At 64.3% G+C, this 26,991-nt stretch carries 25 protein-coding genes, 2 tRNA genes and 1 pseudogene; 17 read left to right on the top strand and 11 right to left on the bottom strand.

Annotation, left to right across the window (positions count from 1 at the left end):
- From GCT19_RS28595 to fdxA, 4 genes and pseudogenes are all read right to left on the bottom strand, one after another.
- A pseudogene (locus tag GCT19_RS28595) lies at positions 1-215 on the bottom strand (IS110 family transposase); the annotation flags it as partial.
- 110 nt (positions 216-325) lie between these two features.
- Positions 326-401 (bottom strand) — tRNA-Asn (locus GCT19_RS28590).
- 62 nt (positions 402-463) lie between these two features.
- Positions 464-539 (bottom strand) — tRNA-Asn (locus GCT19_RS28585).
- Positions 540-656: 117 nt separating this feature from the next.
- Entirely contained in the window at positions 657-980 is a 324-nt protein-coding gene (gene fdxA / locus GCT19_RS28580; protein WP_008923132.1) for a ferredoxin FdxA, read from the bottom strand.
- A 290-nt stretch (positions 981-1,270) separates the two neighbouring features.
- Between fdxA and pncB the strand changes: the two genes are divergently transcribed.
- From pncB to GCT19_RS28550, 5 genes are all read left to right on the top strand, one after another.
- Positions 1,271-2,467 carry a nicotinate phosphoribosyltransferase gene (gene pncB / locus GCT19_RS28570; protein WP_152853797.1) on the top strand — a complete coding sequence of 399 codons (1,197 nt, stop codon included), beginning with the start codon at positions 1,271-1,273 and terminating at the stop codon, positions 2,465-2,467.
- A 188-nt stretch (positions 2,468-2,655) separates the two neighbouring features.
- Entirely contained in the window at positions 2,656-3,318 is a 663-nt protein-coding gene (locus GCT19_RS28565; RefSeq protein WP_013090074.1) for a LutC/YkgG family protein, read from the top strand.
- Complete coding sequence (locus GCT19_RS28560; protein ID WP_152853796.1) at positions 3,311-4,846, top strand: sodium:proton antiporter; 1,536 nt, start codon at positions 3,311-3,313, stop codon at positions 4,844-4,846. The genes GCT19_RS28565 and GCT19_RS28560 overlap by 8 nt, the downstream gene beginning before the upstream one ends.
- A 48-nt stretch (positions 4,847-4,894) precedes the next feature.
- Positions 4,895-5,884, top strand: coding sequence for a 2-hydroxyacid dehydrogenase (locus GCT19_RS28555; RefSeq protein ID WP_152853795.1), 990 nt, complete (start codon positions 4,895-4,897; stop codon positions 5,882-5,884).
- Positions 5,881-7,329: a DNA recombination protein RmuC gene (locus GCT19_RS28550; protein WP_018433402.1), complete on the top strand. Its 1,449-nt coding sequence runs from the start codon at positions 5,881-5,883 to the stop codon at positions 7,327-7,329. The genes GCT19_RS28555 and GCT19_RS28550 overlap by 4 nt, the downstream gene beginning before the upstream one ends.
- A gap of 124 nt (positions 7,330-7,453) precedes the next feature.
- On the opposite strand, the gene GCT19_RS28545 is transcribed toward GCT19_RS28550, so the two are convergent.
- The 5 genes from GCT19_RS28545 to GCT19_RS28525 all read right to left on the bottom strand — a co-directional run bounded on the left by GCT19_RS28545 (position 7,454) and on the right by GCT19_RS28525 (position 14,349).
- Positions 7,454-7,729 (bottom strand): hypothetical protein, encoded by a 276-nt coding sequence (locus GCT19_RS28545; RefSeq protein WP_008923126.1) that lies wholly within the window; start codon positions 7,727-7,729, stop codon positions 7,454-7,456.
- 102 nt (positions 7,730-7,831) lie between these two features.
- Entirely contained in the window at positions 7,832-9,148 is a 1,317-nt protein-coding gene (gene moeA / locus GCT19_RS28540; RefSeq protein WP_152853794.1) for a molybdopterin molybdotransferase MoeA, read from the bottom strand.
- 61 nt (positions 9,149-9,209) lie between these two features.
- Complete coding sequence (mobA, locus tag GCT19_RS28535) at positions 9,210-9,836, bottom strand: molybdenum cofactor guanylyltransferase MobA (RefSeq protein ID WP_018433404.1); 627 nt, start codon at positions 9,834-9,836, stop codon at positions 9,210-9,212.
- Positions 9,837-9,847: 11 nt separating this feature from the next.
- Positions 9,848-10,957, bottom strand: a complete 1,110-nt coding sequence (moaA, locus tag GCT19_RS28530) for a GTP 3',8-cyclase MoaA (RefSeq protein WP_018433405.1) — start codon at positions 10,955-10,957, stop codon at positions 9,848-9,850.
- Between the two features lie 191 nt (positions 10,958-11,148).
- Entirely contained in the window at positions 11,149-14,349 is a 3,201-nt protein-coding gene (locus GCT19_RS28525) for an Rne/Rng family ribonuclease (protein ID WP_152853793.1), read from the bottom strand.
- Positions 14,350-15,088: 739 nt separating this feature from the next.
- Here GCT19_RS28525 and GCT19_RS28520 point away from each other — a divergent pair.
- The 4 genes from GCT19_RS28520 to GCT19_RS28505 are packed head-to-tail and all read left to right on the top strand — an operon-like array spanning position 15,089 to position 18,232.
- On the top strand, positions 15,089-16,138 hold the full coding sequence (locus GCT19_RS28520; protein ID WP_152853792.1) for an RluA family pseudouridine synthase: 1,050 nt from the start codon (positions 15,089-15,091) through the stop codon (positions 16,136-16,138).
- Positions 16,131-16,790: an HAD-IA family hydrolase gene (locus GCT19_RS28515; protein WP_018433408.1), complete on the top strand. Its 660-nt coding sequence runs from the start codon at positions 16,131-16,133 to the stop codon at positions 16,788-16,790. Before GCT19_RS28520 ends, GCT19_RS28515 begins: the two co-directional genes overlap by 8 nt.
- Positions 16,787-17,203, top strand: coding sequence for a Rieske (2Fe-2S) protein (locus GCT19_RS28510; protein ID WP_018433409.1), 417 nt, complete (start codon positions 16,787-16,789; stop codon positions 17,201-17,203). The genes GCT19_RS28515 and GCT19_RS28510 overlap by 4 nt, the downstream gene beginning before the upstream one ends.
- A 27-nt stretch (positions 17,204-17,230) precedes the next feature.
- Complete coding sequence (locus GCT19_RS28505; RefSeq protein WP_152853791.1) at positions 17,231-18,232, top strand: S49 family peptidase; 1,002 nt, start codon at positions 17,231-17,233, stop codon at positions 18,230-18,232.
- A gap of 110 nt (positions 18,233-18,342) precedes the next feature.
- On the opposite strand, the gene GCT19_RS28500 is transcribed toward GCT19_RS28505, so the two are convergent.
- Positions 18,343-19,062: an SAM-dependent methyltransferase gene (locus tag GCT19_RS28500; protein WP_152853790.1), complete on the bottom strand. Its 720-nt coding sequence runs from the start codon at positions 19,060-19,062 to the stop codon at positions 18,343-18,345.
- On the bottom strand, positions 19,059-19,676 hold the full coding sequence (locus GCT19_RS28495) for a Maf-like protein (protein ID WP_152853789.1): 618 nt from the start codon (positions 19,674-19,676) through the stop codon (positions 19,059-19,061). Before GCT19_RS28495 ends, GCT19_RS28500 begins: the two co-directional genes overlap by 4 nt.
- Positions 19,677-19,985: 309 nt before the next feature.
- Here GCT19_RS28495 and GCT19_RS28490 point away from each other — a divergent pair, with 309 nt between their 5' ends.
- The 8 genes from GCT19_RS28490 (at position 19,986) to fabF (ending at position 26,946) form a co-directional block, all read left to right on the top strand.
- Positions 19,986-20,642: a DUF177 domain-containing protein gene (locus tag GCT19_RS28490; RefSeq protein ID WP_152853788.1), complete on the top strand. Its 657-nt coding sequence runs from the start codon at positions 19,986-19,988 to the stop codon at positions 20,640-20,642.
- A gap of 102 nt (positions 20,643-20,744) precedes the next feature.
- Positions 20,745-20,924, top strand: a complete 180-nt coding sequence (rpmF, locus tag GCT19_RS28485; RefSeq protein WP_006401275.1) for a 50S ribosomal protein L32 — start codon at positions 20,745-20,747, stop codon at positions 20,922-20,924.
- A gap of 123 nt (positions 20,925-21,047) precedes the next feature.
- Positions 21,048-22,154, top strand: coding sequence for a phosphate acyltransferase PlsX (gene plsX, locus GCT19_RS28480; RefSeq protein ID WP_013090058.1), 1,107 nt, complete (start codon positions 21,048-21,050; stop codon positions 22,152-22,154).
- Positions 22,154-23,143, top strand: coding sequence for a beta-ketoacyl-ACP synthase III (locus GCT19_RS28475; RefSeq protein ID WP_152853787.1), 990 nt, complete (start codon positions 22,154-22,156; stop codon positions 23,141-23,143). Before plsX ends, GCT19_RS28475 begins: the two co-directional genes overlap by 1 nt.
- Positions 23,144-23,260: 117 nt before the next feature.
- Positions 23,261-24,196 (top strand): ACP S-malonyltransferase, encoded by a 936-nt coding sequence (gene fabD / locus GCT19_RS28470; protein ID WP_152853786.1) that lies wholly within the window; start codon positions 23,261-23,263, stop codon positions 24,194-24,196.
- 114 nt (positions 24,197-24,310) lie between these two features.
- Positions 24,311-25,060 carry a 3-oxoacyl-ACP reductase FabG gene (fabG, locus tag GCT19_RS28465; RefSeq protein WP_013090055.1) on the top strand — a complete coding sequence of 250 codons (750 nt, stop codon included), beginning with the start codon at positions 24,311-24,313 and terminating at the stop codon, positions 25,058-25,060.
- A gap of 151 nt (positions 25,061-25,211) precedes the next feature.
- Positions 25,212-25,451, top strand: a complete 240-nt coding sequence (gene acpP, locus GCT19_RS28460; protein ID WP_004197638.1) for an acyl carrier protein — start codon at positions 25,212-25,214, stop codon at positions 25,449-25,451.
- 256 nt (positions 25,452-25,707) lie between these two features.
- Positions 25,708-26,946, top strand: a complete 1,239-nt coding sequence (gene fabF, locus GCT19_RS28455) for a beta-ketoacyl-ACP synthase II (RefSeq protein WP_321576886.1) — start codon at positions 25,708-25,710, stop codon at positions 26,944-26,946.
- The last annotated feature ends 45 nt before the right edge of the window (positions 26,947-26,991 follow it).

Genomic DNA, 26,991 nt, shown 5'->3' with positions numbered 1-26,991 from the left:
GCCTGGTGCCCCAGTACCTCCACACGTCTTGCAACCCAGTGCGCGCCGGCACACGCTTCCATGACTACCGTACAGCGCGGAAGATTGCCCAGCAGCGTCAGCATCTGGCTGCGCGTGAGCTTCTTGCGGAACACCATACGGCCCGATGCGGACTGTGCGTGCAGGTGGAAGCAATGCTTACCCAGATCGATTCCGATCAACGAGATGGTGTCCATGACGATCTCCCAAAAAGGAAACAGCCCGATCAGCGTAAGCCGATCGGGCTGTTTCGGGTCAGGCTGACCATCTCATTAAGGCCCGCACGGATGCGGGCCTTTCAATTTTTTGGCTCCTCGACCTGGGCTCGAACCAGGGACCTACGGATTAACAGTCCGGCGCTCTACCGACTGAGCTATCGAGGAACAGCAGTACAACTTGATCTACATAAAAAAACCCGTCTTGGTTAACGGGCTTTTGCAATTCTTGGCTCCTCGACCTGGGCTCGAACCAGGGACCTACGGATTAACAGTCCGGCGCTCTACCGACTGAGCTATCGAGGAACAGAACAACAACAGCAGAGAAGCGAAATTGTAGAGGCGGCTTAAACGCCTGTCAATACCCAGCGTTCATCTTCATATTAAATCTAAGTGGGCGGGGCGCGCGACAGGCGGCCGTGCTCAGCGCACGAGCAGCGCGAGCTTTTCCTTCACGTCCTTGAATTCCTCGGCTTCCGGCAGCGGAGCCTTGGTCTTCGTGATGCTCGGCCACGCTTTCGCCAGATCGGCGTTCAGCGCGATGAAGTCCTGCTGGTCGCCCGGCACGTCTTCTTCGGCATAGATGGCATTCACCGGACACTCGGCTACGCACACAGCGCAGTCGATGCATTCGTCGGGGTCGATCGCGAGGAAGTTGGGACCTTCGCGAAAGCAGTCCACCGGGCACACATCGACGCAGTCGGTATAGCGGCACTTGATGCAGCTTTCGGTCACAACGTGAGTCATTCAGGCAGCTCCTGCATGCAGAATCAGGGAAGGCGCGGACGCCAAAAGAGTTATTGTAACTTAACGTTAAGAGGCAGATGAAGCATCGGCCCATGCGTCTTATATGTTTTTGTGATTAGTTTATGGGATGCCGCGAGCGGCCCCGGACAGCCGGCGCAGGCCGGTGGCACGATGGATGCGGACGCATTCGGGTAACATGCGTCAGGTTGGCGCGCCGCTCGGTTCAGCGTGTCCGTTGCAAGGGTGCTGTGAGCCCTTTTCGTTTTTTCAGCGGTCCAGTTCGTACCATCATGATTATTACTTCGCTGCTCGATACCGATCTGTACAAGTTCACGATGATGCAGGTGGTGTTGCATCACTTCCCCGCCGCGAACGTGGAGTACCGCTTCCGCTGCCGCACGCAGAACGTCGATCTGGTGCCGTACATCGACGAGATTCGCGACGAAGTGCGCAAGCTCTGCGAACTGCGTTTCACCGACGACGAACTCGACTACCTGCGCCGTATGCGCTTCATCAAGGGCGACTTCATCGAGTTCCTCGCGCTGTTTCATCTGAACGAGAAGTACATTTCGATCACGCCGTCGCCGAAGGGCAATGGCGAAATCGACATCGACATCAAGGGGCCGTGGCTGCATACGATCCTCTTTGAAATCCCGGTGCTCGCGATCGTCAACGAAGTCTATTTCCGCAACACGCAGCAAACGCCCGACTATCACGTAGGCCGCGGCCGTCTGCTCGACAAGATCCAACTGCTCGGCGCGCGTCCGGAATACGCCGACTGCAAGATCGCCGATTACGGCACGCGCCGCCGCTTCTCGAAGCCATGGCACGAGGAGGTGATCCTCACGCTGAAGGATGGCCTCGGCGAGCAGTTCGCCGGCACGAGCAACGTCTTCTACGCGATGAAGCACAGCCTGACGCCGCTCGGCACGATGGCGCACGAGTACCTGCAGGCTTGCCAGGCGCTCGGTCCGCGGCTGCGCGACTCGCAGATCTTCGGCTTCGAGATGTGGGCGAAGGAATATCGCGGCGACCTCGGGATTGCGCTCTCCGACGTGTACGGCATGCAGGCGTTCCTGCGCGACTTCGACATGTACTTCTGCAAGCTGTTCGACGGCGCTCGCCACGATTCCGGCGATCCGTTCGACTGGGGCGAGCGCCTGCTCAAACACTACGAGGCGAATCGCTGCGACCCGCGCACCAAGGTCCTCGTGTTCTCCGACGCGCTCGACATTCCGAAGGTGCTGCAGCTGTACGAGCGCTTCCGCGGCCGCTGCAAGCTCGCGTTCGGCGTGGGCACCAATCTGACCAACGACCTCGGCTACAACCCGCTGCAGATCGTGATCAAGATGGTTCGCTGCAACGGTCAGCCGGTCGCGAAATTGTCCGATTCGCCGGGCAAGAACATGTGCGAGGACAAGGCGTATCTCGCTTATCTGCGGCAGGTGTTCGGCATCGCGCAGCCGGAAGAAGAGGCGGCCAAGTAGCGCGCTTCGCGGCCTGCTGTTCGGTTCATCGCCTGTTCATGATCTGCTCGCGTGCGGGGTGATGTGGCGAACAGTGTCGCCGCACTCCCGACGCCCGGCAATATGCCGTTCGGCCAGGGTGTTTGCGTGCAAGGCCGCCGGTATAATCCTCGCCATATCGCACGGCTGTCGACACGAGGATTTCGCCCATGGACACATCGATTGCCCGCCGCAACATCCTGGCGCGCATCCGCGCCGCGCAGGGGCGCGAGCCCGAGCCGAGCGCCGCCGAGCGCGAAGCCGCGGCGGACTATCTCGCGCGTCATCCCGCCGGTCCCCGTCCGGACATTCCCGCCGATCTGCGCGCGCAGTTCATCGAAGAAGCGCAAAAAATGGCGACCACCGTCGACACCGTTCAAACCCTCGCCGATGTACCCGCCGCCGCGCATCGCTATCTGACGCAACATGGCTTGCCGTTGCAGGCCATCGCGTGGCAGACGCTGCGCGATCTGCCGTGGGCCGAAGCCGGCCTCGCCGTCGAGTTTCGCAAACCCCAAGACAACGACGTAGTCGGTCTCACCGGCTGCTTCTGCGCGACCGCGGAGACCGGCACGCTCGTGTTGCTGTCCGGACCCGAGACATATGCGTCGGCCGGGCTGCTGCCGGAGACGCATATCGCGATCGTGCCGGCGTCGCGCATCGTCGCGGGTCATGAAGAGGCGTTCGACCTGATCCGCAAGGAACGCGGCGAGCTGCCGCGCGCGGTCAATTTCGTATCGGGGCCATCGCGCACCGGCGATATCGAGCAGACCATCGTGCTGGGCGCGCACGGCCCCTACCGGGTGCATGCGATCGTCGTGCAGGATGCTTGAAGGCGTCGCGCGGCGGCGTGCTAACGGATATGCGAAGCACGCTGTATCTGTCGTATGTGCGCTGGCATACGGTCGCGCGTCCTGTATCGGCTTGAGTTCTCGGTCTGGTCGCGCGAGCCTGTGGCTCGCCATTGCGTCCACGCTCGCGCTGTGCGCGCCGTCAGTGCATGCGGCGACGCTCGACGGTGCGCACTTGTCGGCGCTATGGGGCTTGCCCTTCGCGGGTGTGCTGCTGTCGATCGCGATCTTTCCGCTCATCGCGCCAGCCTTCTGGCATCACCATTACGGCAAGATCGCCGCGGCGTGGGCGCTCGCGTTCATTGCGCCATTTGCGCTCAGCTTCGGTGCGAGCGCCGCGCTAGGCGCACTCGCGCATGCCATGCTCGACGAGTACATCCCGTTCATCATTCTGCTGACCGCGCTCTATACCGTCGCGGGCGGCATCTGCGTGCGCGGCAATCTGCACGGCACGCCGCGCCTGAACACCGCGATACTCGCGCTCGGCACGTTGCTCGCGAGCGTGATGGGTACGACCGGCGCGGCGATGCTACTGATCCGCCCATTGCTGCGCGCAAACGACAATCGCCGCCATGTGACCCACGTGGTCGTGTTCTTTATCTTCCTCGTCGCGAACATTGGGGGCGCGCTGTCGCCGCTCGGCGATCCGCCGCTGTTCCTCGGCTTTCTCGAAGGCGTGAGTTTTTTCTGGACCACCACGCATCTCGCGGCTCCGATGCTGTTCGTGAGCGGCATGCTGCTCGCCGCTTTCTATGCACTCGACTCGTACTACTTTCACCAGCGCGAGGAGGCGCGTTCGGCTTTCCTCGACCCGACGCCCGACGGCGCGCCGCTCGGCATCGACGGCAAGATCAATTTCGTGCTGCTCGCCGCGGCGATCGCGCTCGTGCTGATGAGCGGGCTGTGGCGCCCGCAAATCACATTCGACGTGCTCGGCACGCACGTCGCGTTGCAAAACATCGTGCGCGATGCAGCGCTGATCGTCGTCACGCTGCTATCGCTCGCGTGGACGCCGCGCGCGGCCCGGGCCGGCAACGACTTCAACTGGGCGCCGATCGCGGAAGTCGCCAAACTGTTCGCCGGCATCTTCGTGACGATCGTGCCGGTCATCATGATCCTGCGCACGGGAGAAGCCGGCGCATTCGCGGACATCGTCCATCTGGTCAACGATCCGTCGGGCGAGCCGCGCGACATCATGTACTTCTGGGCGACCGGCCTGCTATCTTCGTTTCTCGACAACGCGCCGACCTATCTCGTGTTCTTCAACCTGGCCGGCGGCGACGCGCAGACGTTGATGACCACCGGAGCAACCACGCTCGCGGCGATTTCGGCCGGTGCCGTGTTCATGGGCGCCAACACCTATATTGGCAACGCGCCGAACTTCATGGTGAAGGCGATGGCGCAATCACGCGGCGTGCGCATGCCGAGCTTTTTCGCGTATATGGGCTGGTCCGGCGCGATGTTGCTGCCGTTGTTCGCACTGACCGGCTGGCTCTTTTTTGGACGCTGACTCTGCAACGCCGAGGCAATCCCTCGACGTGCGATACGGAGACTTGCAATGCAGAAAATCCTCGTTGCCCGTTCGATCTTTCCCGATGTGATCGACCGGCTCAAACAATACTTCGACGTCGACTGGAACGAGGGCGACGTGTTACCCGCCGACGAGCTGAAGCGCCGTCTCGCGGACAAGGACGGCGCGCTCACGGCCGGCGAGATGATCGACGCGGGCGTGCTCGCCGCAGCACCGCGTCTGCGCGTCGTGTCGAACATGGCGGTCGGCTACAACAACTTCGACATGGCCGCGTTCAACGCAGCGAACGTACTCGGCACCAACACACCTGACGTGCTGAACGAATCGACTGCCGACTTCGGCTGGGCGCTGATGATGGCCGCCGCGCGCCGCATCGCCGAATCGGAGCACTGGCTGCGCGCGGGGCTCTGGCAAAAGTGGAGCTACGACGGCTTCCTCGGCAGCGACCTGTACGGCTCGACGCTCGGTGTGATCGGCATGGGCCGCATCGGCCAGGCGCTCGCGCGGCGCGCGCAGGGCTTCAACATGCGGGTCATCTATCACAACCGGTCGCGCGTCGCGCCGCAAATCGAGGCCGAGCTGAACGCGGAGTACGCGTCGAAAGAGGATCTGCTGCGGCGCGCCGACCACGTCGTGCTGGTGCTGCCGTACACCAAAGACAACCACCACACGATCGGCGCGGCCGAACTCGCGCTGATGAAGCCGACCGCGACGCTGACGAACATCGCGCGCGGCGGCATCGTCGACGATGCGGCATTGGCCGACGCGCTGCGTGACAGGCGCATCGCGGCTGCTGGTCTCGACGTGTTCGAAGGCGAGCCGCGGCTGAATCCGGCGCTGCTCAGCGTGCCGAACGTCGTGCTGACGCCGCACATCGCGAGCGCGACCGAAACCACGCGCCGCGCGATGGCGAATCTCGCCGCGGACAACCTGATCGCCGGGCTCGGCGTAGGACCGCGCGCCGGTCAACCGCCGAATCCGATCAACCCCGACGTGATCGGCAAGGCGCGTTCATGACGATGATTCTGGTGGCGGCCGTCGCGGTGCTGGCGGTCGCCCTCGTGATCGCACTGGCCTTGCTGTTGCGCGGTCACGACCGCACGGAGCAGCACGAGCAGTTCGAGATGCTGAACGAGCGCGTCGATGCCGTCGTCGACGCCCAGGTGCATACCGCCGAGCGGCTCGAGCGGCAACTGCGCAACGACATCGCCGAGACCGCGCGTGTGTCGCGCGCCGAGCAAAGCGGCGGCTTCGCGCAGTTTCAGCAAACCCTCGCCGCGCAGTTCGGCAGCATGACAACGGTGCAGGGCGGCAAGATCGACGGCTTCGCGCAGCAGCTCGACGCCGTGCGTCACAGCCTGCAGGCGCAGGCGCAGCAGGCGCGCGACGAGCAGGGCCGCTCGCTGAAGCAGTTCGGCGACACGCTGAGCCTGCAGCTCGGGCAACTGACCGAGGCGAACGACCGGCGCTTCGCCGAAGTGCGCGCGACGATCGAGCAGCGTCTGAAGGACATCGAGGCGAACAACGCGACGCGGCTCGAGGAGATGCGCCGCACCGTCGACGAAAAACTGCACGCGACGCTCGAACAGCGGCTCGGTGAGTCGTTCAAGCTCGTGTCCGACCGGCTCGAACAGGTGCATCGCGGCCTCGGCGAAATGCAGACGCTGGCGGCCGGCGTCGGCGATCTGAAGCGCGTGCTGACCAACGTCAAGACGCGCGGCACATGGGGCGAAGTGCAGCTCGAAGCCTTGCTCGAACAATTGCTGACGGCCGATCAATACGCGAAGAACGTCGCGACGGTGCCGAAGAGCGCCGATCGCGTGGAGTTCGCGATTCGTCTGCCGGGGCGGCCGGAACCGGGCGGCGCGAATACGCCGGTATGGCTGCCGATCGACGCCAAATTCCCGCGCGAGGACTACGAGCGGCTGATCGAAGCGCAGGAGCGCGCCGATCCGGTTGCGGTAGAGGAAGCATCGCGCGCGCTCGAAGTGCGGATTCGCGCGGAGGCGCGCACGATCGCCGAGAAGTACGTGGCGCCGCCGCATACGACCGACTTCGCGCTGCTGTTTTTGCCGACCGAAGGCCTGTATGCGGAAGTGCTGCGCCGGCCGGGGCTCACGGATCTGCTGCAGCGCGACTATCGCGTGACGATTGCGGGTCCGACCACGCTGACCGCGTTGCTCAATAGCCTGCAAATGGGTTTCCGCACGCTCGCGATCGAAAAGCGTTCGAGCGAGGTGTGGCAGGTGCTCGGCGCGGTGAAAACGGAGTTCGGCAAATTCGGCGACGTGCTCGCGAAGACCAAGGCACAACTCGAAACCGTCACGCGTTCGATCGAGGCCGCCGAAACGCGCACGCGCATGATGAACCGCAAGCTGCGCGACGTCGAGGCGTTACCGGGCGAGGAGGCGAGCGGGCTGCTCGGCGATGCGCTGTCGGGTGTGGAGCCCGATGAACAATGAGAGGCGGGGCGCTGGAATTGAGGCCCTTTCAGCGGGCCGTTCCGGCGCATCGCGCGTCACGCGCGCGCCAAACGGCGCGGCGCGCAGGCTGTCTTCCGTCGCGACGAAGATGTGCGCGCGGACATTACGCCTCTTCCGGTGCGTCGGCCAGATGGATTTCGATACCGCCGAATCGCGACGCGACCCAGTTGTAGGCGTGGCACGCGATCCACAACAGCACGAAGCCGAGGATTGCGTTCAACAGCAGCGCGCTGAACACCGTGCTCAGCTCCACCGAGCCATAGCGCACGAACGCGACCACCACGCCGAGCAGCACGATCGGCACCGAGAACGTCAGATACACGAGGATCAGCGCTTTGGCTGTCTGTCCTGGTGCGATGAACGAGATCTGTTTTTTCATGTAAGTCAAACCCCAGTGTGTCTTAGTAGTGGTAGTGGGTGGAGTGCGAATCCGGTGCTGATGTAGTGCCGATGTCGTGCGATCGATGCGCCGCCTGGAGCGTCAGATGAGACCGTCGAACAGCATGATCGACACGCGATCGCCGACGTCGATTTCGCCCTCGTCGTGGCCGAGCACGATGAAGCAGTTCGCTTCGCTCATCGAGCTCAGCACGCCAGAGCTTTGCGAGCCGGTCGGGCTCACGTGCCAGTGTCCGTGCGCGTCCTGTTCGGCGACGCCGCGCTGGAATTCGGTGCGGCCCGGGCGCTTGTCCACCGCCACGCGGCTCGTCGCGTGAATCACCGGCAGCGGCCGCGGCGTCGCGCCGGCCATCAGCAGCAGCGCTTCGCGCACGATCTGATAGAACGTCACCATCACGGCGACCGGATTGCCGGGCAGGCCGAAGAATAGCGCAGGTTTGCCGAGCCCGGGCTGTGCGCCGGACCACAGGCGGCCGAACGCGAGCGGCCGGCCGGGGCGCATCGCGAGACTCCAGAAGGCGACGTCGCCGAAAGTCTGCAGCAGTTGCTTCGTGAAGTCCGCTTCGCCGACCGACACGCCGCCCGAAGTCAGCACCACGTCGGCATTGGCCGCGGCGCTGCGCAGCGCGGCTTCGAGCGCGGCCGGCTCGTCACGCACGACGCCGAGATCGAGTGCGTCGACGTTCAGGCGCCGCAGCATCGCAAATAGCGTGTAGCGGTTGCTGTCGTAGACCGAGCCGGCGTCGAGCGGCTCGCCGAGCGAACGCAGCTCGTCGCCGGTCGAAAAGAACGCGACGCGCAGACGCCGCCGCACGCTGACTTCGCCGATGCCCAGCGATGCGAGCAGACCGAGGTCCGAGGCGCGCACGATGCGCCCGGCATGCAGCGCGACGTGACCGTGCGCGAGATCTTCGCCGGCGCGCCGGCGGTTCGCGCCCGCCGAGACCGCGCTGGCCGCGAAGCGGATCGAAGGGGAATCAGCGCTGTCGCGCTCGACCCGCTCTTGCGGCACGACAGTGTCGCAGCCAGCGGGCATGCAGGCGCCCGTCATGACGCGCACGCACTGGTTCGCCGCGACGCGGCCCGTGAACGGATGGCCGGCGAGCGCCTTGCCGGCGACCGTCAGCTCGACGCTTTCCGTGCCGCCTCGCGCACCGGCCGCGAGCGCCGCGTGATTGAACGCGTAGCCGTCCATCGCGGAGTTGTCGTGCGCGGGCACGTCGATCGGCGACACGATGTCGGCGGCGAGCACGCGTTCGAGCGCATCGCGCAACGCCACGCGCTCGACGGCCGCGACCGGCGTCGCCCATTGCCGGACGATCGCCTGAGCGGCCGGGACGGGTAGCGCATGAGGATCGTACTGCGCGACGCAGCGTGAAAAGTCGTTGAGCGTGGTCATGAATGGCTGGGCGTCGCGACCGGAGACGGGCGCGGCTATTGCCGTGCGGCCGGAGCGGATGTCAGCCGGGGCCTCGATTACGTTCGAGGTCGGCGAGTTCTTGTAACGAGTTGGCATTGTAGAACGCGCGCTCGCCGGCAAAGACGACTTCGACCGTCTTGTGGCGCGCGTACCACGCGCGGACCTTGCGTTCGCCGGCGGCCAGAAACGCGGCCAGGTCGTCCGCGATCGCGGTGCGCATCAACGCGAACACTGGGTGCAGCGAAGTTTCGCCACGGATGTCGACGGTGGTGACGGTCGCGATGTCGGCGTGGTTCGCGTCGAGCGCATCAGCGAGGCGCACGGCGAGGTCGGACGGCAGCCACGGCGAATCGCAGGGCGCGCTCAGCAGGTAGGCCGTGCCGGCGGCACGCAGTCCGGCGAGCATGCCGGCGAGCGGGCCCGCAAAGTCGGGGAGCGTATCAGCGACGACCGTCGCGCGATACGGCGCGCCGAGCGCGGCATAGATGTCGGGATGGCGGTTCGCGCTGATCATCAGCGGGCCGGTCTGCGGCGCGAGACGTCGTAGCACGTGAGCGGCGAGCGGTTCGCCGTGCAGCGGCTGCAGTCCCTTGTCGACGCCGCCCATGCGCGCGCCGCGGCCGCCCGCAAGCACGAGGCCGGTGATCTGTTCGCGGGGGACGGACATGCGCCGGCCGCTCAGCCGCCGATGTAGGACATTTCGACCCGGCGCCCGGCCGGCTCGCGCGAATCGGCCGGCTGGCTGCCGCGCAGCTGCGAGTAGCGGTCACTGCGGCCCTGCCAGATTTCGGCGATGGCGGTGGCAATCTCGGCATCGCTCGCGCCGCCGCGCAACAGCGCGCGCAGGTCATGCCCGCTCGATGCGAACAGGCACAGGTACAGCTTGCCCTCGGTCGACAAACGCGCGCGCGTGCAATTGCCGCAGAACGCGCGGGTGACGCTCGAAATGACGCCGATCTCGCCTCCGCCGTCGACATAGCCCCAGCGCTGCGCGGTTTCGGCGGCGCTGTGCGCTTCGAGCGGAACGAGCGGGAAATGCTCGGCGATGCGCGCGACGACGTCGGCGGAAGGCAGCACTTCGGTCATGTTCCAGCCGTTCGAGGTGCCGACGTCCATGTATTCAATGAAGCGCAGCACCGCCCCCGTGCCTCTGAAATGACGCGCCATCGGGACGATTTCGCCGTCGTTGGTGCCGCGTTTGACGACCATGTTCACTTTGATCGGCGCGAGCCCGACCGCGTGAGCGGCGGCGATGCCGTCGAGCACGTCGGCGACCGCGAAGTCGGCGTCGTTCATGCGCCGGAACAGAGCGTCGTCGAGCGCGTCGAGGCTGACGGTCACGCGCGTGAGGCCGGCGTCCTTCAGGCTGCGCGCCTTGCGCGCGAGCAGCGAGCCGTTGGTGGTCAGCGTGAGATCGAGCGGACGGCCGGCGGGGGTGGTCAAGCGGGCGAGCCGGTCAATCAGGAATTCGAGGTTCTTGCGCAGCAGCGGCTCACCGCCCGTCAGGCGAATTTTCTCGACGCCATGCGCGACGAATTGCTGCGCGAGCCGCTCGATCTCTTCGAAGCTCAGCAGCGCGCTGTGCGGCAGGAACGCATAGTCCTTGTCGAACACCGCGCGAGGCATGCAGTAGACACAGCGGAAGTTGCAGCGGTCCGTCACCGAGATGCGTAGATCGTGCAGCGGACGCGCGAGCGCATCGTGCAGCGCGCCGCTAGGCGTCTGCACTGGGCCGGTGATGACCGGCGCCGCGCTGAGATCGGCAACAGGGATGATGCGGCGTGACATGAAGTGCTTCGTCAGGGGCTTTAACGGACGGCGAATAATTAATTCTATCGGAAATGCCCGCGATGGCAGGCCGGAGGGCGCGTGTTGTCGGGGTATACGGGGAGCGACGCGACGCGGCTCGCGGCCAAGACAGAACGCCCAAAAAAAAGCCCGCCGGGAAAGGCGGGCTTTTTCACGTACAACGACGCGGGTTACTGCGGATGCTTGATCGTTTCGACCTGCTGCATCGGCGTGCTGTCGACCGGCGGCAGCGCCTTGCGCTCACGGACGACGCGCGGCGGCTTGACCGTCTGCGCCGCCGCTTCCTGCGCGGCACGCAGTTTGTCGGCGTCGGTGTTCACCCAGATCAAGCCCGCTTGCTCGAGGATCGGCTGCAATGCATCGGCCGATGCAGCGGCGGGCGCTGCGCTGCGGACGGGAGCCGGCTGCGGGGCCGCGGCGACGGGCGCCGGTTCGGCTACGGCCGGTTCCGGTGCGACGACCGGTTGCGGCTCGACGATCTCGGCCTGCGGTGCCGGCACGGCTGCCGGGACCTCGACGATCGTGGCCGGAGCCGCGGTTTCGAGCGCAGCCGGGGTGGCTTGCGGCTCGGTCGGGACGGTCGGCTGCACTTCCATTGCCGGCTCGACTGCCGGCGATTCGGCATGCGCGGCCGGTTCGATCGGCGCAACCGGCGCCACCGGTTCGCTCGCGGCCGGCGCGGCTTGCTCTGCTTGCGCCGGCGTTTCGATAGCCGGTTGCGCCGCCACCGGAGCTTGCTCCACCGGCACGACCTTTTCGGTCTTTGCGGCATTTTCCGCGGCGAGAGCCGGCGTTTCGGCCGCCGCATGCAGTTCGGTCACGACGGCGCTTTCCGTTGCGACAGCGGCGACCACCACTTCGACCGGGGTCACGTCCTTCGCTTCGCTGGCTGCGGGCGTGTGCTCGACCGGCTGCTCGGTACGCACCGGCGCTTCGTCGCTGGCGGCAACGTTGTCACCTTCGGCTTCCGCGACGTCCGCCGCGAGGTTGCCATTCACGTCCTCTTCACGCTCGCGACGACCACCGCGACGGCCGCGACGGCGCCGGCGACGCTCTTCGCCGTCACGCGCGACCGCTTCCTGATCGACCGGCACGCCGTTTTCACCGGCTGCGGCGCGGTTGCGCGCGAGTTCGTCGGCGGCTTGGGTGTCGGTTTGCGTCAGCGCCGCGGCGGCTTCCGCCTGCGGCTTGCGACGCTCGCCACGCTCGACGCGTTCACCGCGTTCGCCACGCTCGCGGCGCTCGCCGCGTTCCTGACGTTCGGCGCGTGCCGTGCCTTCGGCGGCTTCGGCGCGCTCGGCGCCGCGTTCGCGAGCCTCGCGCGGTTCGCGTGCTTCACGCGGCTCCCGAGCCTCACGCGGTTCGCGTTGCTCACGCGGCGCGCGCGGTTCACGGCCCTCGCGTGCCTCGCGGCCTTCGCGTTCCTCGCGACGCTGCGACGGCTGCTGAGCTTGCGCCTGACGGCCACCGGTCAGGCCTTCGCCACGTGCTGCCGCGTCGCGGCCGCCTGCGCCGCCACGGCGATTGCGGTTGCGATCGCCGCCGCGCTCGCCCGTGCGCTCACCGCGCTCGGTGCGTTCACCGCGTTGCGGACGGGCTTGCTTGTCGGTCGTGGCCGGCGCGGCGGGTGCCGGAGCAGCCGGCTGCATGCCGAACAGATTTTTCAGCCAGCCGATGAAGCCGCCGCTGGCCGGCGTCACCGCGACCGGAGCGGGGGTAGCCGCCGGGCGTACCGGCGCGCTCGGAGCCGGCTTCTCGGGCGTGATGCCCTTGACCGCCGCTTCCTGCTTCGGCTTCACTTCCTCGGCGCGCTTGCTGTAGCCGGTTTCCGATTCGAGCTCGCGGGCCGCTTCTTCGGCCATCTTCCACGATGCGCGCGGATCGTCGAGGCGCGCGTCGTCGTGACGCAGGCGCTCGAGCTTGTAGTGCGGCGTATCAAGGTGCTTGTTGGGGATGAGCACGACATTGACCTTGAAACGCGACTCGATCTTGTTGATTTCGGCGCGTTTCTCGTTCAACAGGAAGGCGGTCACTTCGACCGGCACCTGGCAGTGGATCGCCGCGGTGTTTTCCTTCATCGCTTCTTCCTGAATGATCCGCAGCACTTGCAGCGCGGACGATTCGGTATCGCGGATGTGACCCGTGCCGTTACAACGTGGGCACGTGACGTGGCTGCCTTCCGACAGCGCCGGGCGCAGACGCTGGCGCGACAGCTCCATCAGGCCGAAGCGCGAGATCTTGCCCATCTGAACGCGGGCGCGGTCGTGCTTCAGCGCGTCTTTCAGACGCTGCTCGACTTCGCGCTGGCTCTTGGCCGATTCCATGTCGATGAAGTCGATCACGATCAGGCCGCCCAGGTCGCGCAGGCGCAGCTGGCGGGCGACTTCGTCCGCGGCTTCGAGGTTCGTGCGCGCGGCCGTTTCCTCGATGTCGGCGCCCTTGGTGGCGCGCGCCGAGTTCACGTCGATTGCGACGAGCGCTTCGGTGTGGTCGATCACGATCGCGCCGCCCGACGGCAGCGGCACCGTGCGCGAGTACGCGGTTTCGATCTGGTGCTCGATCTGGAAACGCGAGAACAGCGGCACGTCGTCGTGGTAGCGCTTCACCTTGCCGACGTTGTCCGGCATCACGATGTCCATGAAGGCGCGCGCCTGGTCATGGATTTCGGTCGTGTCGATCAGAATTTCGCCGATATCGGGCTGGAAGTAGTCGCGAATCGCGCGGATCACGAGGCTCGATTCGAGATAGATCAGCATCGGCTGGCCAGCCGTGCCGCTTTGCGACGCGGCTTCGATGGCGCGCCACAGTTGCATCAGGTAGTTGAGGTCCCACTGCAGTTCTTCGGCGCTGCGGCCGATGCCGGCCGTGCGCGCGATGATGCTCATGCCCTCCGGCAGTTGCAGTTGCGCCATGGTTTCGCGCAGTTCCTGACGGTCGTCGCCCTCGATCCGGCGCGACACGCCACCGCCACGCGGGTTGTTCGGCATCAGCACCAGATAGCGGCCGGCGAGCGAGATGAACGTGGTCAGAGCTGCGCCCTTGTTGCCGCGTTCTTCCTTTTCGACCTGGACGATCAGTTCCTGACCTTCCTTCAGCGCGTCCTGAATGCGTGCGGAACGCATGTCGACGCCGTCGCGAAAGTATTGGCGGGCGACTTCCTTGAACGGCAGGAAGCCGTGGCGGTCTTCGCCGTAGTTGACGAAGCAGGCCTCGAGCGACGGCTCGATGCGCGTGATGATGCCCTTGTAAATATTGCCTTTGCGCTGTTCGCGGCCGGCGGTTTCGATGTCGATATCGATGAGTTTTTGCCCATCGACGATGGCGACGCGCAGCTCTTCCTGCTGCGTCGCATTGAACAACATTCGTTTCATTGAACGGCTCCAGAGCGGCCTCGCCGGCCCAGCTGCGCGGTTGTCAGTCGCGAGAGCGTAAAGGGCAGGCGTGCCGCGTCTTATTGTGTTTTCACAAGCACGCTGGAGCGGGAAAGATGGCAGGAGAATTGCCTGAGAGGGCCCTGCCCGATTAAAAAACGGGCACGGTGCCGCAGGGCACATGCGAACACGGCTTCAAATCATGGCCTGACACGCCGCGTTTAGCCAGCAGACCTTCACAAGTCTTCGTCCTATGCAGCCGGCGCGCCAACTGGGCGCACGAGCGAAGGGCCGAAGTCCGCGGTCGTGCCGCAACGGGAAGTTCGCGCAGGCGGCGCGTCTTTTCCTGCTGGGGGTGTCTCGCCTTTCTTTTGACGTCGCCATGTCTTGTACTTTCTACAAGACGCCTCGGGCGCACGCCGTATTTTCGCGACTTGCAGCTTCGTCCAGCAGGGCGTCATACCACCCGGATCACGAAGCTGGAAGCTAAATTCTTTTTTACCAAAATTCCGTTACCGTCGAAGCCGAACTTGACCGAACGCGCCTGCGGGCGCCGTCCCTGCCGGGTGCGGACTTCGTGCGTGCAACTTGTTGCATCTCATTTTCAGGGCGAGCAACCAGACCCCGGCGCAAGTAAAATAACGGTTTATCGCTTGCGCTCGCGCAATCCACCCGCATTCCGGACGCTGTGCGGACACTGCGCCGGCCGTCGCGGACTGCTGGGCAAATTATATTCAGAATGAAAGAGTTAGGCAAAACATCCCAGAGATCGGTTGCAGGCGCGGTCGAAGGCTCGGTTTCAAGCGAACAGGTGTCGCTGATCGAAATCGACGACCGATCGGCCGGTCAGCGCATCGATAATTTCCTGTTGCGCGTCTGCAAGGGCGTGCCGAAAAGCCATATTTACCGCATCCTGCGCAGCGGTGAAGTGCGGGTGAACAAGGGGCGCATCGATGCGCAATACCGGCTCGAGCTGGGTGATCTGGTGCGTGTGCCGCCGATCCGCGTCGCCCAGTCGAATCAGGCGGCAGCCCACGTGCCCGTGCCCGCGGCGGGCTTTCAAATTCTGTTCGAAGACGAGCATTTGCTGGTGATCGACAAGCCGGCCGGCGTCGCGGTCCACGGTGGCAGCGGAGTCGCGTTCGGCGTGATCGAGCAGATGCGCGAAGCGCGACCGCAGGCAAAATTCCTCGAACTCGTGCACCGGCTGGATCGCGAGACCTCGGGCATCCTGATGCTCGCGAAGAAGCGCGCGGCGCTCGTCAATCTGCACGAGCAGATCCGCGACAACCGGATGGACAAGCGCTACTACGCGTGTGTGCACGGCGAATGGGCAAGCGACTGGGGGCGCCGTCGCGCGGTGAAGGAGCCGCTGCACAAATACCTGACCTCCGACGGCGAGCGCCGCGTGCGCGTGCAGGCCGACGGGCTCGCTTCGCACACGATCTTCAATCTGGTCGACCGCTGGCCGGACTACGCGCTGTTGGAGGCGGAACTGAAGACGGGGCGCACGCACCAGATTCGCGTGCATCTGCAGCATCTGGCACTGCCGATCGTCGGCGACGCTAAATACGGTGATTTCGCGCTTAACAAGGCTCTGGCTCGTGCCAACGCGAAGCCCGGGATCAAGCGTATGTTTCTGCACGCTTACCGGCTCAAGCTCACGCATCCGGCCACCGGCGCGCCGTTGCAACTGGAGGCGCCGCTGCCAGCCGACTGCCGCGGCTTTATAGAACAACTCAACGAACTACGCACTGGGTCCAACCCGGAGACGACCTCGCATGGCTAGAGAGCAATTTGACCTGATCGTGTTTGACTGGGATGGCACGCTGATGGATTCGACCGCGCATATCACGCGCAGCATCCAGGCGGCGTGTCGCGATCTCGGCCTGCCGGTACCCGCCGACGAAGCCGCGAGCTATGTAATCGGCCTGGGCCTGCGCGACGCACTGCAGATTGCCGCGCCGACGCTCGATCCGGCCGACTATTCCCGGCTTTCTGAGCGTTATCGCTTTCATTTTCTGGTAAAGGACCAGACCACCGAGCTGTTCCCCGGCGTGCGCGAGATGCTTCAGGAGTTGCGCGATGTCGGCTATCTGCTCGCGGTCGCGACCGGCAAAAGCCGCGTCGGGCTTAATCGCGCGCTCGATCAGGCACGGCTGACGAGCCTTTTCGACGGCACGCGCTGCGCTGACGAAACCTTCTCGAAACCGCATCCGGCAATGCTGCACGAACTTACCCGCGAATTGGGGCAGGATACGGCGCGCACGGTCATGATCGGCGATACGACGCACGATCTGCAGATGGCGCTGAACGCCGGCGTGGCGGGCATCGGAGTGACTTACGGCGCGCATCCGGCGAATTCGCTGAATGCGATGTCGCCGAAGTTCGTTGCTTCGAGCGTCAGCGATTTGTCCAGCTGGCTGCGGGAGAACGCATGAGCGCCGACGGCGTGAATGCTGCGACTGCCGCGGCCGCGCAGGCAGTGCGCATTTGCGCGGCCGACGAGCTGGTCGACGGCGGCGAAGGCATCCGGCGCGACGCACGGCTCGGCGGGCAGGACGCGGTGGTTTTCTTCGTCCGCTATGATGGCCGCCCGTACGGCTATCTGAACCGCTGCGCTCATGTGCCGATGGAACTCGACTGGCAGGAAGGGCAGTTCTTCGAATCGTCCGGCTTATACTTGATGTGCGCGACGCATGGCGCGATTTACGCGCCGGATACCGGCAAATGCGTCGGTGGTCCGTGTCGCGGGGGCAGATTGCGTCCCGTGCGGGTCGAGGAACGAGATACGCCCGAGGGCCGTGCGGTATTCTGGTTGCCTGACGGCGAATTGCTGCCGGTCACGCGCTGATTTTCTCTTCAATTTTCCACTGTCCGCATGTCCGACAATTTGACCCCCGAAAAGGACCCTGCCTCGGGAGGCCGCTCCGGTGTGCCCGCCGATCAGCCCGGCTGGGAGCGCGCCGCGCTCGAGCGCATCGCGCTTGCCGCGATCAACGAGCAACGCGCCGCGCGGCGCTGGCGGATTTTTTTCCGCTTCCTGTTTCTCGGAGTGCTCGCGCTGGTAGTGTGGGGGGGTCTGAGTTTTTCGGGCGAGCGGGTCGCCACGACTGGCCGACATACGGCGATGGTGTCGATCGATGGCGAGATCGCAGCGGATTCGAATGCGAACGCCGAAGATGTGAACACTGCCCTCGATTCCGCATTTGAGGATTCGAATACCGCCGGCGTGATTCTGTATTGCAACAGCCCGGGCGGCAGTCCGGTGCAGGCGGGCATTATCAATAGCGAAGTGCGGCGATTGCGCGGTAAATATCCGTCTATTCCGCTGTATGTCGTAGTTGGCGATATGTGCGCGTCCGGCGGCTACTACGCGGCCGCGGCGGCGGAGAAGATTTATGTTGACAAGGCGAGCATCGTCGGTTCGATCGGCGTGCTGATGGACAGCTTCGGTTTTACCGGCCTGATGGACAAGCTGGGGGTTCAGCGTCGGCTGCATACCTCGGGTGAGAACAAGGGTTTCTTCGACCCGTTCTCGCCGGAAACGCCGAAGATGGACGAACATGCGCAGGTCATGCTCGACCAAATCCACGCGCAATTCATCGACGCAGTGCGTCAGGGGCGCGGCAAGCGTCTGCATGAGACGCCGGACATGTTCTCAGGTCTGTTTTGGACGGGGCAGAAAAGCGTCGAGCTGGGCCTCGCGGATGGTTTTGGCGATGCGAATTACGTCGCGCGCGAGATCTTCAAGGCACCCGATATCGTCGATTACACGGTAAAAGAGAGCATTACGGACCGCGTTGCCCGCAAATTCGGCGCGGCGGTAGGTGCCGGCGCGGTTCGGGCGATGGCACTCGGCTCGAAGATCAATCTGCATTGAACTCGCCATATTAAGAGAGGCCCGCGTGGTCGGCTGTGGCCGATCGCGTGGGCTCTGTCTCATGCGGGTTTCGCTGCTGCCTGCTCTTCGCTGGCAGGCGGGGGCCGCGCTCAGACCGCCAGAATCAGAAAGATCGCCGGTCGCTTATGCAGGTCGATCTCAGGCTTCTTTTTCCAGTCCGCAACGCTCCGGCTTGCGATCACTTCGCTCGGCAGCGTCAGATCGACCGCCACGCAGACGAGCGTCGACGGTGCGCAGGTCGCGAGCAATGTATCGAGCAACGCACGATTCCGGTACGGCGTTTCGATGAAGATCTGCGTCTGTTTGCTCTTGCGCGACTGTTGCTCGAGATCGCGCAGACGTTTGGCGCGCTCGGCGGCGTCGACGGGCAGGTAGCCGTGAAACGCGAAGCTTTGGCCGTTCAGTCCAGACGCCATAAGCGCGAGCAGAATCGAACTCGGTCCGACCAGCGGCACGACCTTTACGCCGCGCTCGTGCGCGCGTCGCACGAGTAGCGCGCCCGGGTCCGCGACTGCCGGGCAGCCAGCCTCGGAGACGAGGCCCGCGTCGGTGCCCGACAGCAGCGGCGCGAGCAGTTTGTCGATTTCGCCAGCCGGCGTATTGACGTTCAGTTCGCGAATCTCGATTTCCTGAATCGGCCATTCTGTGCCGACTTTTTTCAGGAACGCGCGGGTGGTTTTCGCGTTTTCGCCAATGTAATAGTGCAGCGACGCCGCGCGGGCGCGCACGGCCACGGGCAACACCAACTCGAGGGCGCTTGCGTCGCCTTCGCCGAGTGTGTTCGGAATCAGATAGAGCGTACCGGTCATCGTGTCCCCAAAAGCGGATAGTTGGCCGCAAGCAGCATGTGCGACAACGCGATCAGCGGCAGGCCGACGAGCGCGGTCGGATCGTCGGAATGGATCGCCTCCAGCAGCGCGATGCCGAGTCCTTCGGATTTCGCGCTGCCGGCTACGTCGTATGGCGTTTCCGCGCGCAGATAGGCGTCGAGTGCTGCGTCAGGCAGGTCGCGAAAGCGCACACGAGTGATCACGTCGACGGTTTGCGCTCTGTCCGTCGCGCTGTCGAACAGACACAGCGCGCTATGGAATAGCACCTCGCGACCGCGCATCGCCTGCAATTGCGCGAGCGCCTTGTCGTGCGAGCCGGGTTTGCCGATCTGCAGGCCGTCATAGGTGGCGACTTGGTCGGAGCCGATCACGAGGGCGCGTTCGGCGGCGGAGAGGCCTTGGGCGACCGCGCGGGCTTTGGCTTCGGCGAGGCGCAGCGCGGTGGTTTCGGGCATTTCACCGGCGAGAGGGGTCTCGTCGATCGCAGGCACGACGATGTCGAACGGCACGCGCAGGCGTTCGAGCAACTCGCGGCGATACTGCGAACTCGACGCCAGAATCAGGCGTGGCGGGCGTTTGGAGGAATCAGGCATGGTTTGCGGGCAACTGAAGAGGCGGGTCGTACGGGGTCGCGCGAGGCTCGTGTGCGTACGGGCTTAAGTGTTTGACTCGAAAAGACAAAACGGATATGATTTTGGGCTTTTCACGGTATGCTTGTGCTTGAAGGGTCTCGGCGCGTTCAGCGGCTTTCGGCAGTCCGAAGGTCGAAGAAAGCCCGGCAGGGTTGAACGCAACGGCCGCTGGCCCCCACTGGCTTCCTCGCACACCGGATATCTTCGCGGCGGATTTGATCGTCCTTCGCGAATCACCCCGGCAACTTGCTTGCCGACGCAGGAGCGCACATGACTCAACATCCTGGCAAACCTGCAGGTCTGTCCGACCCGCATGAACTCGATCTGTTCGAATTTGCGCGGAGCGGACGTCAGGCCGCGGGTGTCGTGCGCGTCTCGCAACTGCCGCGCATGTTAAACGAAGTCCCGGCGGAAGCGCCAGATCGCGACACCGCGTTCACATGGCAGGCCGAAGGGACGACGCAGCCGGAATTGCAGGACGACGGCACCGAAGGTCCCCAGCCTTATCTGCGGCTGGCGATTCATGGCGCCGCGTGGCTCGAATGCCAGCGGTGCTTGACGCCGTATTCGCAGGCGTTCAACGTCGATGCAATTTACCGTGTCGTCAATACGGAGGCGGAAGCCGAAGAGTTTCCGCTCGACGAGGATGAAGTCGAGGTGATCGTGGGCTCGCGCCAGTTCGATCTCATCGACTTGATCGAAGAAGAGTTGCTGCTTTCTTTGCCGCTCGTGCCCAAACACGAGGTCTGTCCTGAAGTGCACGAGAGCCTCGTCTCGGGCGCGGACGGCAGCGAAGGCGAGGGCGATGAAGCCGCGCAGGACGAAGTTGGCGGTGTCGGCGAGCCGGATCAGTCCCGCGAACGGCGCAATCCGTTCGCGGCGCTCGAAAGTCTGAAACGCGACGAACCGGGCGGCAAGAAGCACTGAACAGTTGCAGGGGGCGCGATGTGGGCGCATTGGCCATTCGGCCAGTGGTTAAGTCCGTATCGGGCTGTGTTAGAATTCGGAAAATTTTTTGGAGTTTTAGTCATGGCAGTTCAACAAAACAAGAAGTCGCCGTCGAAGCGCGGCATGCACCGTTCGCACGATTTCCTGACGGCAGCGCCGCTGGCCGTCGAGCCGAGCACGGGCGAAGTGCATCTGCGTCACCACATTAGCCCGAACGGCTACTATCGCGGCAAGAAAGTCGTCAAGACGAAGAACGACTAGTCGTTGACTGCGATGCGCCCTGTGGCGTTTCGCGTAGCGATCGGCTCGCTTGACATTTTCCCGGTTCGGCAAAAAGGCGGCATTCAACTGCCGCTTTTTTGTGTCTGAAATTCGTCGCACTCCATGACAGTAAAGCTCACGATAGATTGCATGGGAGGCGACCACGGCCCGTCCGTGACCGTTCCCGCTGCCGTCAACTTCGTTCGTTCGCATCCCGATGCGCAGTTGCTGCTCGTCGGCATTGAAAGTGCGATTCGTGCGCAGCTGAAGAAGCTCAAGGCTCAAGATCTGCCGGCGCTGACCGTCGTGCCAGCTACCGAGGTCGTCGCGATGGACGATCCGGTCGAGGTCGCGCTGCGCAAGAAAAAAGACTCGTCGATGCGCGTGGCGCTGAACCGCGTCAAAGAAGGCGAGGCGCAAGCCTGCATTTCCGCCGGCAACACCGGTGCGCTGATGGCGGTCTCGCGTTATGTGCTGAAAACGCTGTCGGGCATCGAACGCCCGGCTATCGCGTTCGCCCTGCCCAATCCCACCGGCTACACGATGATGCTCGACCTGGGCGCCAACGTCGACTGCGAGCCGCAGCACCTGCTGCAGTTCGCCGAGATGGGGCACGCGCTCGTGTCCGCGCTCGAAGGGAAAGAGCGGCCCACCATCGGCCTGCTCAACATCGGCGAAGAAGTCATCAAGGGCAACGACATCATCAAACGCGCCGGCGAACTGCTGCGTGCGAGTACACTGAACTTTCATGGCAATGTCGAAGGCGACGACATCTACAAGGGCACCGTCGACGTGATCGTCTGCGATGGCTTTGTCGGCAATGTCGCGCTGAAGACGTCGGAAGGTCTCGCGCAGATGCTGTCCAATATCATCAAGGAAGAGTTCGGCCGGTCGTGGCTGACCAAGGTGATGGCGGTGCTCGCGCTGCCGGTATTGATGCGCTTCAAGAAACGCGTCGATCATCGGCAATACAACGGCGCCGCGCTGCTCGGCTTGCGCGGTCTCGTTATCAAAAGCCACGGTTCCGCCGATGCCTACGCGTTTGAGTGGGCTATCAAACGCGGGTATGATGCCGTCAAAAACGGCGTGCTGGAGCGCCTTGCGCGAGCGATGGAAGAGAACGCGGGTTCTCTCGAACAGGCAGCGCGCGACGCAAGCGGTGCGGGTCACGCAAGCCCGATCGCAGGCCAGCCGGCCGAGCCCTACGCTGCGCAATCCTCGAAGGCATAATGGCTCAATCCTCAATCTACTCCCGCGTGCTGGGCACCGGCAGCTGCCTGCCGCCCAACCGCGTCACCAATCAGGATCTGGCTGAACGTCTCGCCAGGCAAGGTGTCGAAACGAGCGACGAATGGATCGTCGCGCGCACGGGCATCCATGCGCGTCACTTCGCCGATCCGGACGTCACCACCAGCGACCTCGCATTGATCGCCTCGCAGCGTGCGATCGAAGCGGCGGACATCGATCCGCAGTCCATCGACCTGATCGTCGTCGCCACCTCCACACCGGACTTCGTGTTCCCGAGCACCGCCTGTCTGCTGCAGAACAAGCTCGGCATCAAGAATCAGGGCGCCGCGTTCGATGTGCAGGCGGTCTGCTCCGGCTTCGCCTATGCGGTCGCGACGGTGGACAGCCTGATTCGCACCGGCCAGCATCGCACGGCCCTCGTGGTCGGCGCGGAAACCTTCTCGCGCATTCTCGATTTCAACGACCGCACCACCTGCGTGCTGTTCGGCGATGGCGCCGGCGCGGTAATCCTGCAGGCCTCCGACGAACCGGGCGTGCTCTCGAGCGCGCTGCACGCAGACGGCAGCCATTCGAACATTTTGTGCACCCCGGGCAACGTGAACGGCGGCGTGGTCGCCGGCAGCGCGTTCCTGCACATGGACGGTCAGGCGGTGTTCAAGCTTGCCGTCAACGTGCTCGAGAAGGTCGCAATCGAAGCGTTGGAAAAAGCCGAACTGCAGCCCGAGCAGATCGACTGGCTGATTCCGCATCAGGCCAATATCCGCATCATGCAAAGCACCTGCCGCAAGCTCGGCCTGCCGCAGGAGCGCATGGTCGTAACGGTGGGCGAGCACGGCAATACGTCGGCGGCATCCATTCCGCTTGCACTCGACGTCGCGGTGCGCGACGGCCGCATCAAGCGCGGCCAGAACGTGCTGATCGAAGGCGTCGGCGGCGGCTTCACATGGGGCGCGTCGGTCATTCGCTACTGAGCGCGACGACGCATCGCGGGGCGTCGCTGGCGGCGCCCGTGCGGCCGGGTAATGCCGCCCGCCATCTGGCAGTCGCAGCCGGCCGTCACATCCGATTAAACAGATTTTGGGGACGATATGAAATTCGCGTTCGTTTTTCCTGGACAGGGTTCGCAGGCTGTCGGCATGCTCAACGCTTTCGCCGATCACGCTGTCGTGCGTGAGACGGTTCAGGAAGCCTCCGACGCACTCAACCAGGACCTCGGCAAGCTGATTGCCGAAGGCCCCGCCGAAGATCTCAATCTCACCACCAACACCCAGCCGGTCATGCTGACCGCGGCCTACGCCATTTATCGCGCGTGGCAGCAGGCGGGCGGCCGAACGCCGGCGATCGTCGCCGGACATAGCCTTGGCGAATACACGGCGCTCGTCGCGGCCGGCGCGCTGGCGTTCCGGGACGCGGTGCCGCTCGTGCGTTTCCGCGCGCAGGCGATGCAAACCGCGGTGCCGGTGGGCGAAGGCGGCATGGCCGCGATTCTCGGCCTCGACGACGACACGGTGCGAGCGGTCTGCGCGGAAGCGTCGGTGGCGGGCGTCGTCGAAGCGGTCAATTTCAATGCGCCGGCGCAAGTCGTGATAGCGGGCCACAAGGCCGCGGTCGAGAAAGCCTGCGAAGTCGCGAAGGCGAAGGGTGCGAAGCGCGCGCTGCCGCTGCCGGTGTCGGCGCCGTTCCACTCGTCGCTGCTCAAGCCGGCGTCGGATCAACTGCGCGAATACCTCGCGAGCATCGACGTGCAAGTGCCGTCGATTCCGGTCATCAACAACGTCGACGTCGCCGTGGTCAATGAGCCGGCCAAAATCAAGGACGCGCTGGTGCGCCAGGCGGCTGGTGCTGTCCGCTGGGTCGAATGCGTGCAGGCAATGGCCGCGCAGGGCGTCACGCACGTGATCGAATGCGGCCCGGGCAAGGTCCTTGCGGGCCTGACCAAACGCATCGACGGCAGTCTCGTCGGCGCGTCGGTGTTCGATCCGGCATCGCTCGAAGAAACGCTGAAGCTCGTTAGAGCAGGCTGAGCGCGCTTCCGCAAGCGGGTATCGGCAGAGCAGTGCCGCGCTGGCGCGACATCCCTTGACAGACGAATCAACAAGAATCAATCAGCCCTATTTGAAGGGCATCCGGACTGACAGATGGAAAAGACTCTCGACAAGCAGATCGCAATCGTGACGGGCGCATCGCGCGGCATCGGCCGTGCGATCGCGATGGAACTCGCGCGTCAGGGCGCGACGGTCATCGGTACCGCGACCAGCGAAAGCGGCGCGACGGCCATCACCGAGGCGTTCAAGGCGGCCGGCGTGAACGGCCGCGGCGCGGTGCTCGACGTCAACGACGCGGCCGCGGCCGAAGCGCTGATCGACGGCACGGTCAAGGAATTCGGCGCGCTGAACGTGCTGGTGAACAACGCCGGCATCACGCAGGATCAACTGGCGATGCGCATGAAGGACGACGACTGGGACGCGGTGGTCGACACCAACCTGAAGTCGGTGTTCCGTCTGTCGCGTGCGGTGCTGCGCCCGATGATGAAAGCGAAGGGCGGCCGGATCATCAACATCACGTCGGTGGTCGGCTCGGCCGGCAACCCTGGCCAGATCAACTACGCGGCCGCGAAGGCGGGCGTCGCGGGCATGACGCGCGCGCTCGCGCGCGAGATCGGCAGCCGTGGCATCACGGTCAATTGCGTGGCGCCTGGTTTCATCGATACCGACATGACCAAGGCGCTGCCCGAAGAGCAGCAGACCGTGCTGAAAACGCAGATTCCGCTCGGCCGTCTCGGCAGCCCGGAAGACATCGCGCACGCGGTAGCGTTCCTCGCGTCGCCGCAAGCGGGCTACATCACCGGCACGACGCTGCACGTGAACGGCGGCATGTACATGCAGTAACCAAATTCGGTTACTATCCGCGCCTTGATGCGTTCGCAGAAGCACGAGGCGCATGCGTTGACAGGAACCCGAAGCGCCGCTTTTTTGCCGGGTCAAACCTGATAAAATGCGCGCACCTGTATTTTTGAACTTCTTTTCCCTTGGAGGGGTAATGGACAATATCGAACAGCGCGTCAAGAAGATCGTCGCGGAACAACTGGGCGTTGCGGAAGCGGAAATCAAGAACGAAGCGTCGTTCGTGAACGATCTCGGCGCCGACTCGCTCGACACCGTTGAGCTCGTGATGGCCCTCGAAGACGAATTCGGCATGGAAATTCCGGATGAAGAAGCCGAGAAGATCACCACCGTTCAGCAAGCGATCGACTACGCTCGCGCGAACGTCAAGGCCTAAGGTCATTCGCGCCTGCGTTTCTGCACGGAGCGCGCATGACGCCCTGCCGTGCCGCTTGCCGGCGCCAGCAGGGTCGGCGCTATGGGGCGTGTCCATCGGCACACCACACGCCGCGCCGCTTGCCACGCAGGAGCCAGCGATGTTGACAGCGCAACTTTCCGCGCGATTGCCGACTTAAACAGCCACAGGGCACACAGGGCGATTCCTGTGGCCGCTGTGGCTTTTGCTTTTTGTCATCTATGAAAAAGGGGTTACCGTGAGCCGCCGTCGTGTTGTTGTTACAGGCCTGGGGCTGATTTCGCCTGTTGGCAATAATGTTGCCGATGGCTGGGCCAATCTGGTCGCCGGCAAGTCTGGGATTGCCAATATCACGAAGTTCGATGCGTCGAACTTCTCGACTCGTTTCGCCGGCGAGGTGAAGGGCTTCAATATCGAGGACTACATCCCCGGTAAGGAAGCGCGCCACATGGATACGTTCATCCACTACGGCGTGGCCGCGGGCATCCAGGCGATGCAGGACAGCGGCCTCGAAGTCACCGACGAGAATTCGGAGCGCATTGGCGTGGTGGTCGGTTCGGGCATCGGCGGTCTGCCGATGATCGAAATCACCCAAACCGAATTGCTCAATCGCGGCCCGCGTCGCATTTCGCCGTTCTTCGTGCCGGCTTCGATCATCAACATGATCTCCGGCCACCTGTCGATCAAGTTCGGCATCAAGGGTCCGAATCTGTCGATCGTCACCGCGTGCACGACCGGTCTGCACTGCATCGGCGAAGCTTCGCGCCTGATCGAATACGGCGACGCCGACGTGATGATTGCCGGTGGCGCGGAATCGACCGTGTCTCCGCTCGGTATCGGCGGTTTTGCGGCGGCTCGTGCGCTGTCGCAACGCAACGACGATCCGGCAACCGCTAGCCGTCCGTGGGACAAAGACCGCGACGGCTTCGTGCTCGGCGAAGGCGCGGGCGTGATGGTGCTCGAAGAATACGAGCACGCGAAGGCGCGTGGCGCGAAGCTCTACGCGGAAATCGGCGGCTACGGCATGAGCGGCGACGCGTATCACATGACCGCGCCGCTCGAAGACGGCGACGGCGCACGCCGCTGCATGCTCGCAGCGCTGAAGAACGCGGGCATCAACGTAGATCAGGTTAACTACCTGAACGCGCACGGCACGTCCACGCCGCTCGGCGATCTGGCGGAAACGACCGGCATCAAGCGGGCGTTTGGCGACCACGCGAAGGACATGGTCGTCAATTCGACCAAGTCGATGACGGGTCACCTGCTGGGCGGCGCCGGCGGTCTGGAGTCGGTGTTCACGGTGCTCGCCGTGCATCATCAGGTTTCGCCTCCGACCATCAACATCTTCAACCAGGACCCGGCCTGCGATCTGGATTACTGCGCGAACACCGCGCGGGACATGAAGATCGACGTCGCGCTGAAGAACTCGTTCGGGTTCGGCGGCACGAACGGCACGCTGGTGTTCAAGCGCGCCTGATCACGGGTGACGCATCAGTTCACGACGCCGGCTTCGCCGGCGCTT

The sequence above is a fragment of the Paraburkholderia atlantica genome (assembly GCF_009362785.1).
GTDB lineage: Bacteria > Pseudomonadota > Gammaproteobacteria > Burkholderiales > Burkholderiaceae > Paraburkholderia > Paraburkholderia atlantica.
The sequence above is the reverse complement of the archived record's forward strand: the minus strand, read 5'-3'. Positions and strand labels throughout refer to the sequence as shown.

Excerpts from the sequence above, each read along its gene's own strand:
- fdxA (WP_008923132.1), bottom strand. The coding sequence starts at position 980 with ATGACTCACGTTGTGACCGAAAGCTGCATCAAGTGCCGCTATACCGAC.
- pncB (WP_152853797.1), top strand. The coding sequence starts at position 1,271 with ATGATTATTACTTCGCTGCTCGATACCGATCTGTACAAGTTCACGATG.
- GCT19_RS28565 (WP_013090074.1), top strand. The coding sequence starts at position 2,656 with ATGGACACATCGATTGCCCGCCGCAACATCCTGGCGCGCATCCGCGCC.
- GCT19_RS28560 (WP_152853796.1), top strand. The coding sequence starts at position 3,311 with ATGCTTGAAGGCGTCGCGCGGCGGCGTGCTAACGGATATGCGAAGCAC.
- GCT19_RS28555 (WP_152853795.1), top strand. The coding sequence starts at position 4,895 with ATGCAGAAAATCCTCGTTGCCCGTTCGATCTTTCCCGATGTGATCGAC.
- GCT19_RS28550 (WP_018433402.1), top strand. The coding sequence starts at position 5,881 with ATGACGATGATTCTGGTGGCGGCCGTCGCGGTGCTGGCGGTCGCCCTC.
- GCT19_RS28545 (WP_008923126.1), bottom strand. The coding sequence starts at position 7,729 with ATGAAAAAACAGATCTCGTTCATCGCACCAGGACAGACAGCCAAAGCG.
- moeA (WP_152853794.1), bottom strand. The coding sequence starts at position 9,148 with ATGACCACGCTCAACGACTTTTCACGCTGCGTCGCGCAGTACGATCCT.
- mobA (WP_018433404.1), bottom strand. The coding sequence starts at position 9,836 with ATGTCCGTCCCCCGCGAACAGATCACCGGCCTCGTGCTTGCGGGCGGC.
- moaA (WP_018433405.1), bottom strand. The coding sequence starts at position 10,957 with ATGTCACGCCGCATCATCCCTGTTGCCGATCTCAGCGCGGCGCCGGTC.
- GCT19_RS28525 (WP_152853793.1), bottom strand. The coding sequence starts at position 14,349 with ATGAAACGAATGTTGTTCAATGCGACGCAGCAGGAAGAGCTGCGCGTC.
- GCT19_RS28520 (WP_152853792.1), top strand. The coding sequence starts at position 15,089 with ATGAAAGAGTTAGGCAAAACATCCCAGAGATCGGTTGCAGGCGCGGTC.
- GCT19_RS28515 (WP_018433408.1), top strand. The coding sequence starts at position 16,131 with ATGGCTAGAGAGCAATTTGACCTGATCGTGTTTGACTGGGATGGCACG.
- GCT19_RS28510 (WP_018433409.1), top strand. The coding sequence starts at position 16,787 with ATGAGCGCCGACGGCGTGAATGCTGCGACTGCCGCGGCCGCGCAGGCA.
- GCT19_RS28505 (WP_152853791.1), top strand. The coding sequence starts at position 17,231 with ATGTCCGACAATTTGACCCCCGAAAAGGACCCTGCCTCGGGAGGCCGC.
- GCT19_RS28500 (WP_152853790.1), bottom strand. The coding sequence starts at position 19,062 with ATGACCGGTACGCTCTATCTGATTCCGAACACACTCGGCGAAGGCGAC.
- GCT19_RS28495 (WP_152853789.1), bottom strand. The coding sequence starts at position 19,676 with ATGCCTGATTCCTCCAAACGCCCGCCACGCCTGATTCTGGCGTCGAGT.
- GCT19_RS28490 (WP_152853788.1), top strand. The coding sequence starts at position 19,986 with ATGACTCAACATCCTGGCAAACCTGCAGGTCTGTCCGACCCGCATGAA.
- rpmF (WP_006401275.1), top strand. The coding sequence starts at position 20,745 with ATGGCAGTTCAACAAAACAAGAAGTCGCCGTCGAAGCGCGGCATGCAC.
- plsX (WP_013090058.1), top strand. The coding sequence starts at position 21,048 with ATGACAGTAAAGCTCACGATAGATTGCATGGGAGGCGACCACGGCCCG.
- GCT19_RS28475 (WP_152853787.1), top strand. The coding sequence starts at position 22,154 with ATGGCTCAATCCTCAATCTACTCCCGCGTGCTGGGCACCGGCAGCTGC.
- fabD (WP_152853786.1), top strand. The coding sequence starts at position 23,261 with ATGAAATTCGCGTTCGTTTTTCCTGGACAGGGTTCGCAGGCTGTCGGC.
- fabG (WP_013090055.1), top strand. The coding sequence starts at position 24,311 with ATGGAAAAGACTCTCGACAAGCAGATCGCAATCGTGACGGGCGCATCG.
- acpP (WP_004197638.1), top strand. The coding sequence starts at position 25,212 with ATGGACAATATCGAACAGCGCGTCAAGAAGATCGTCGCGGAACAACTG.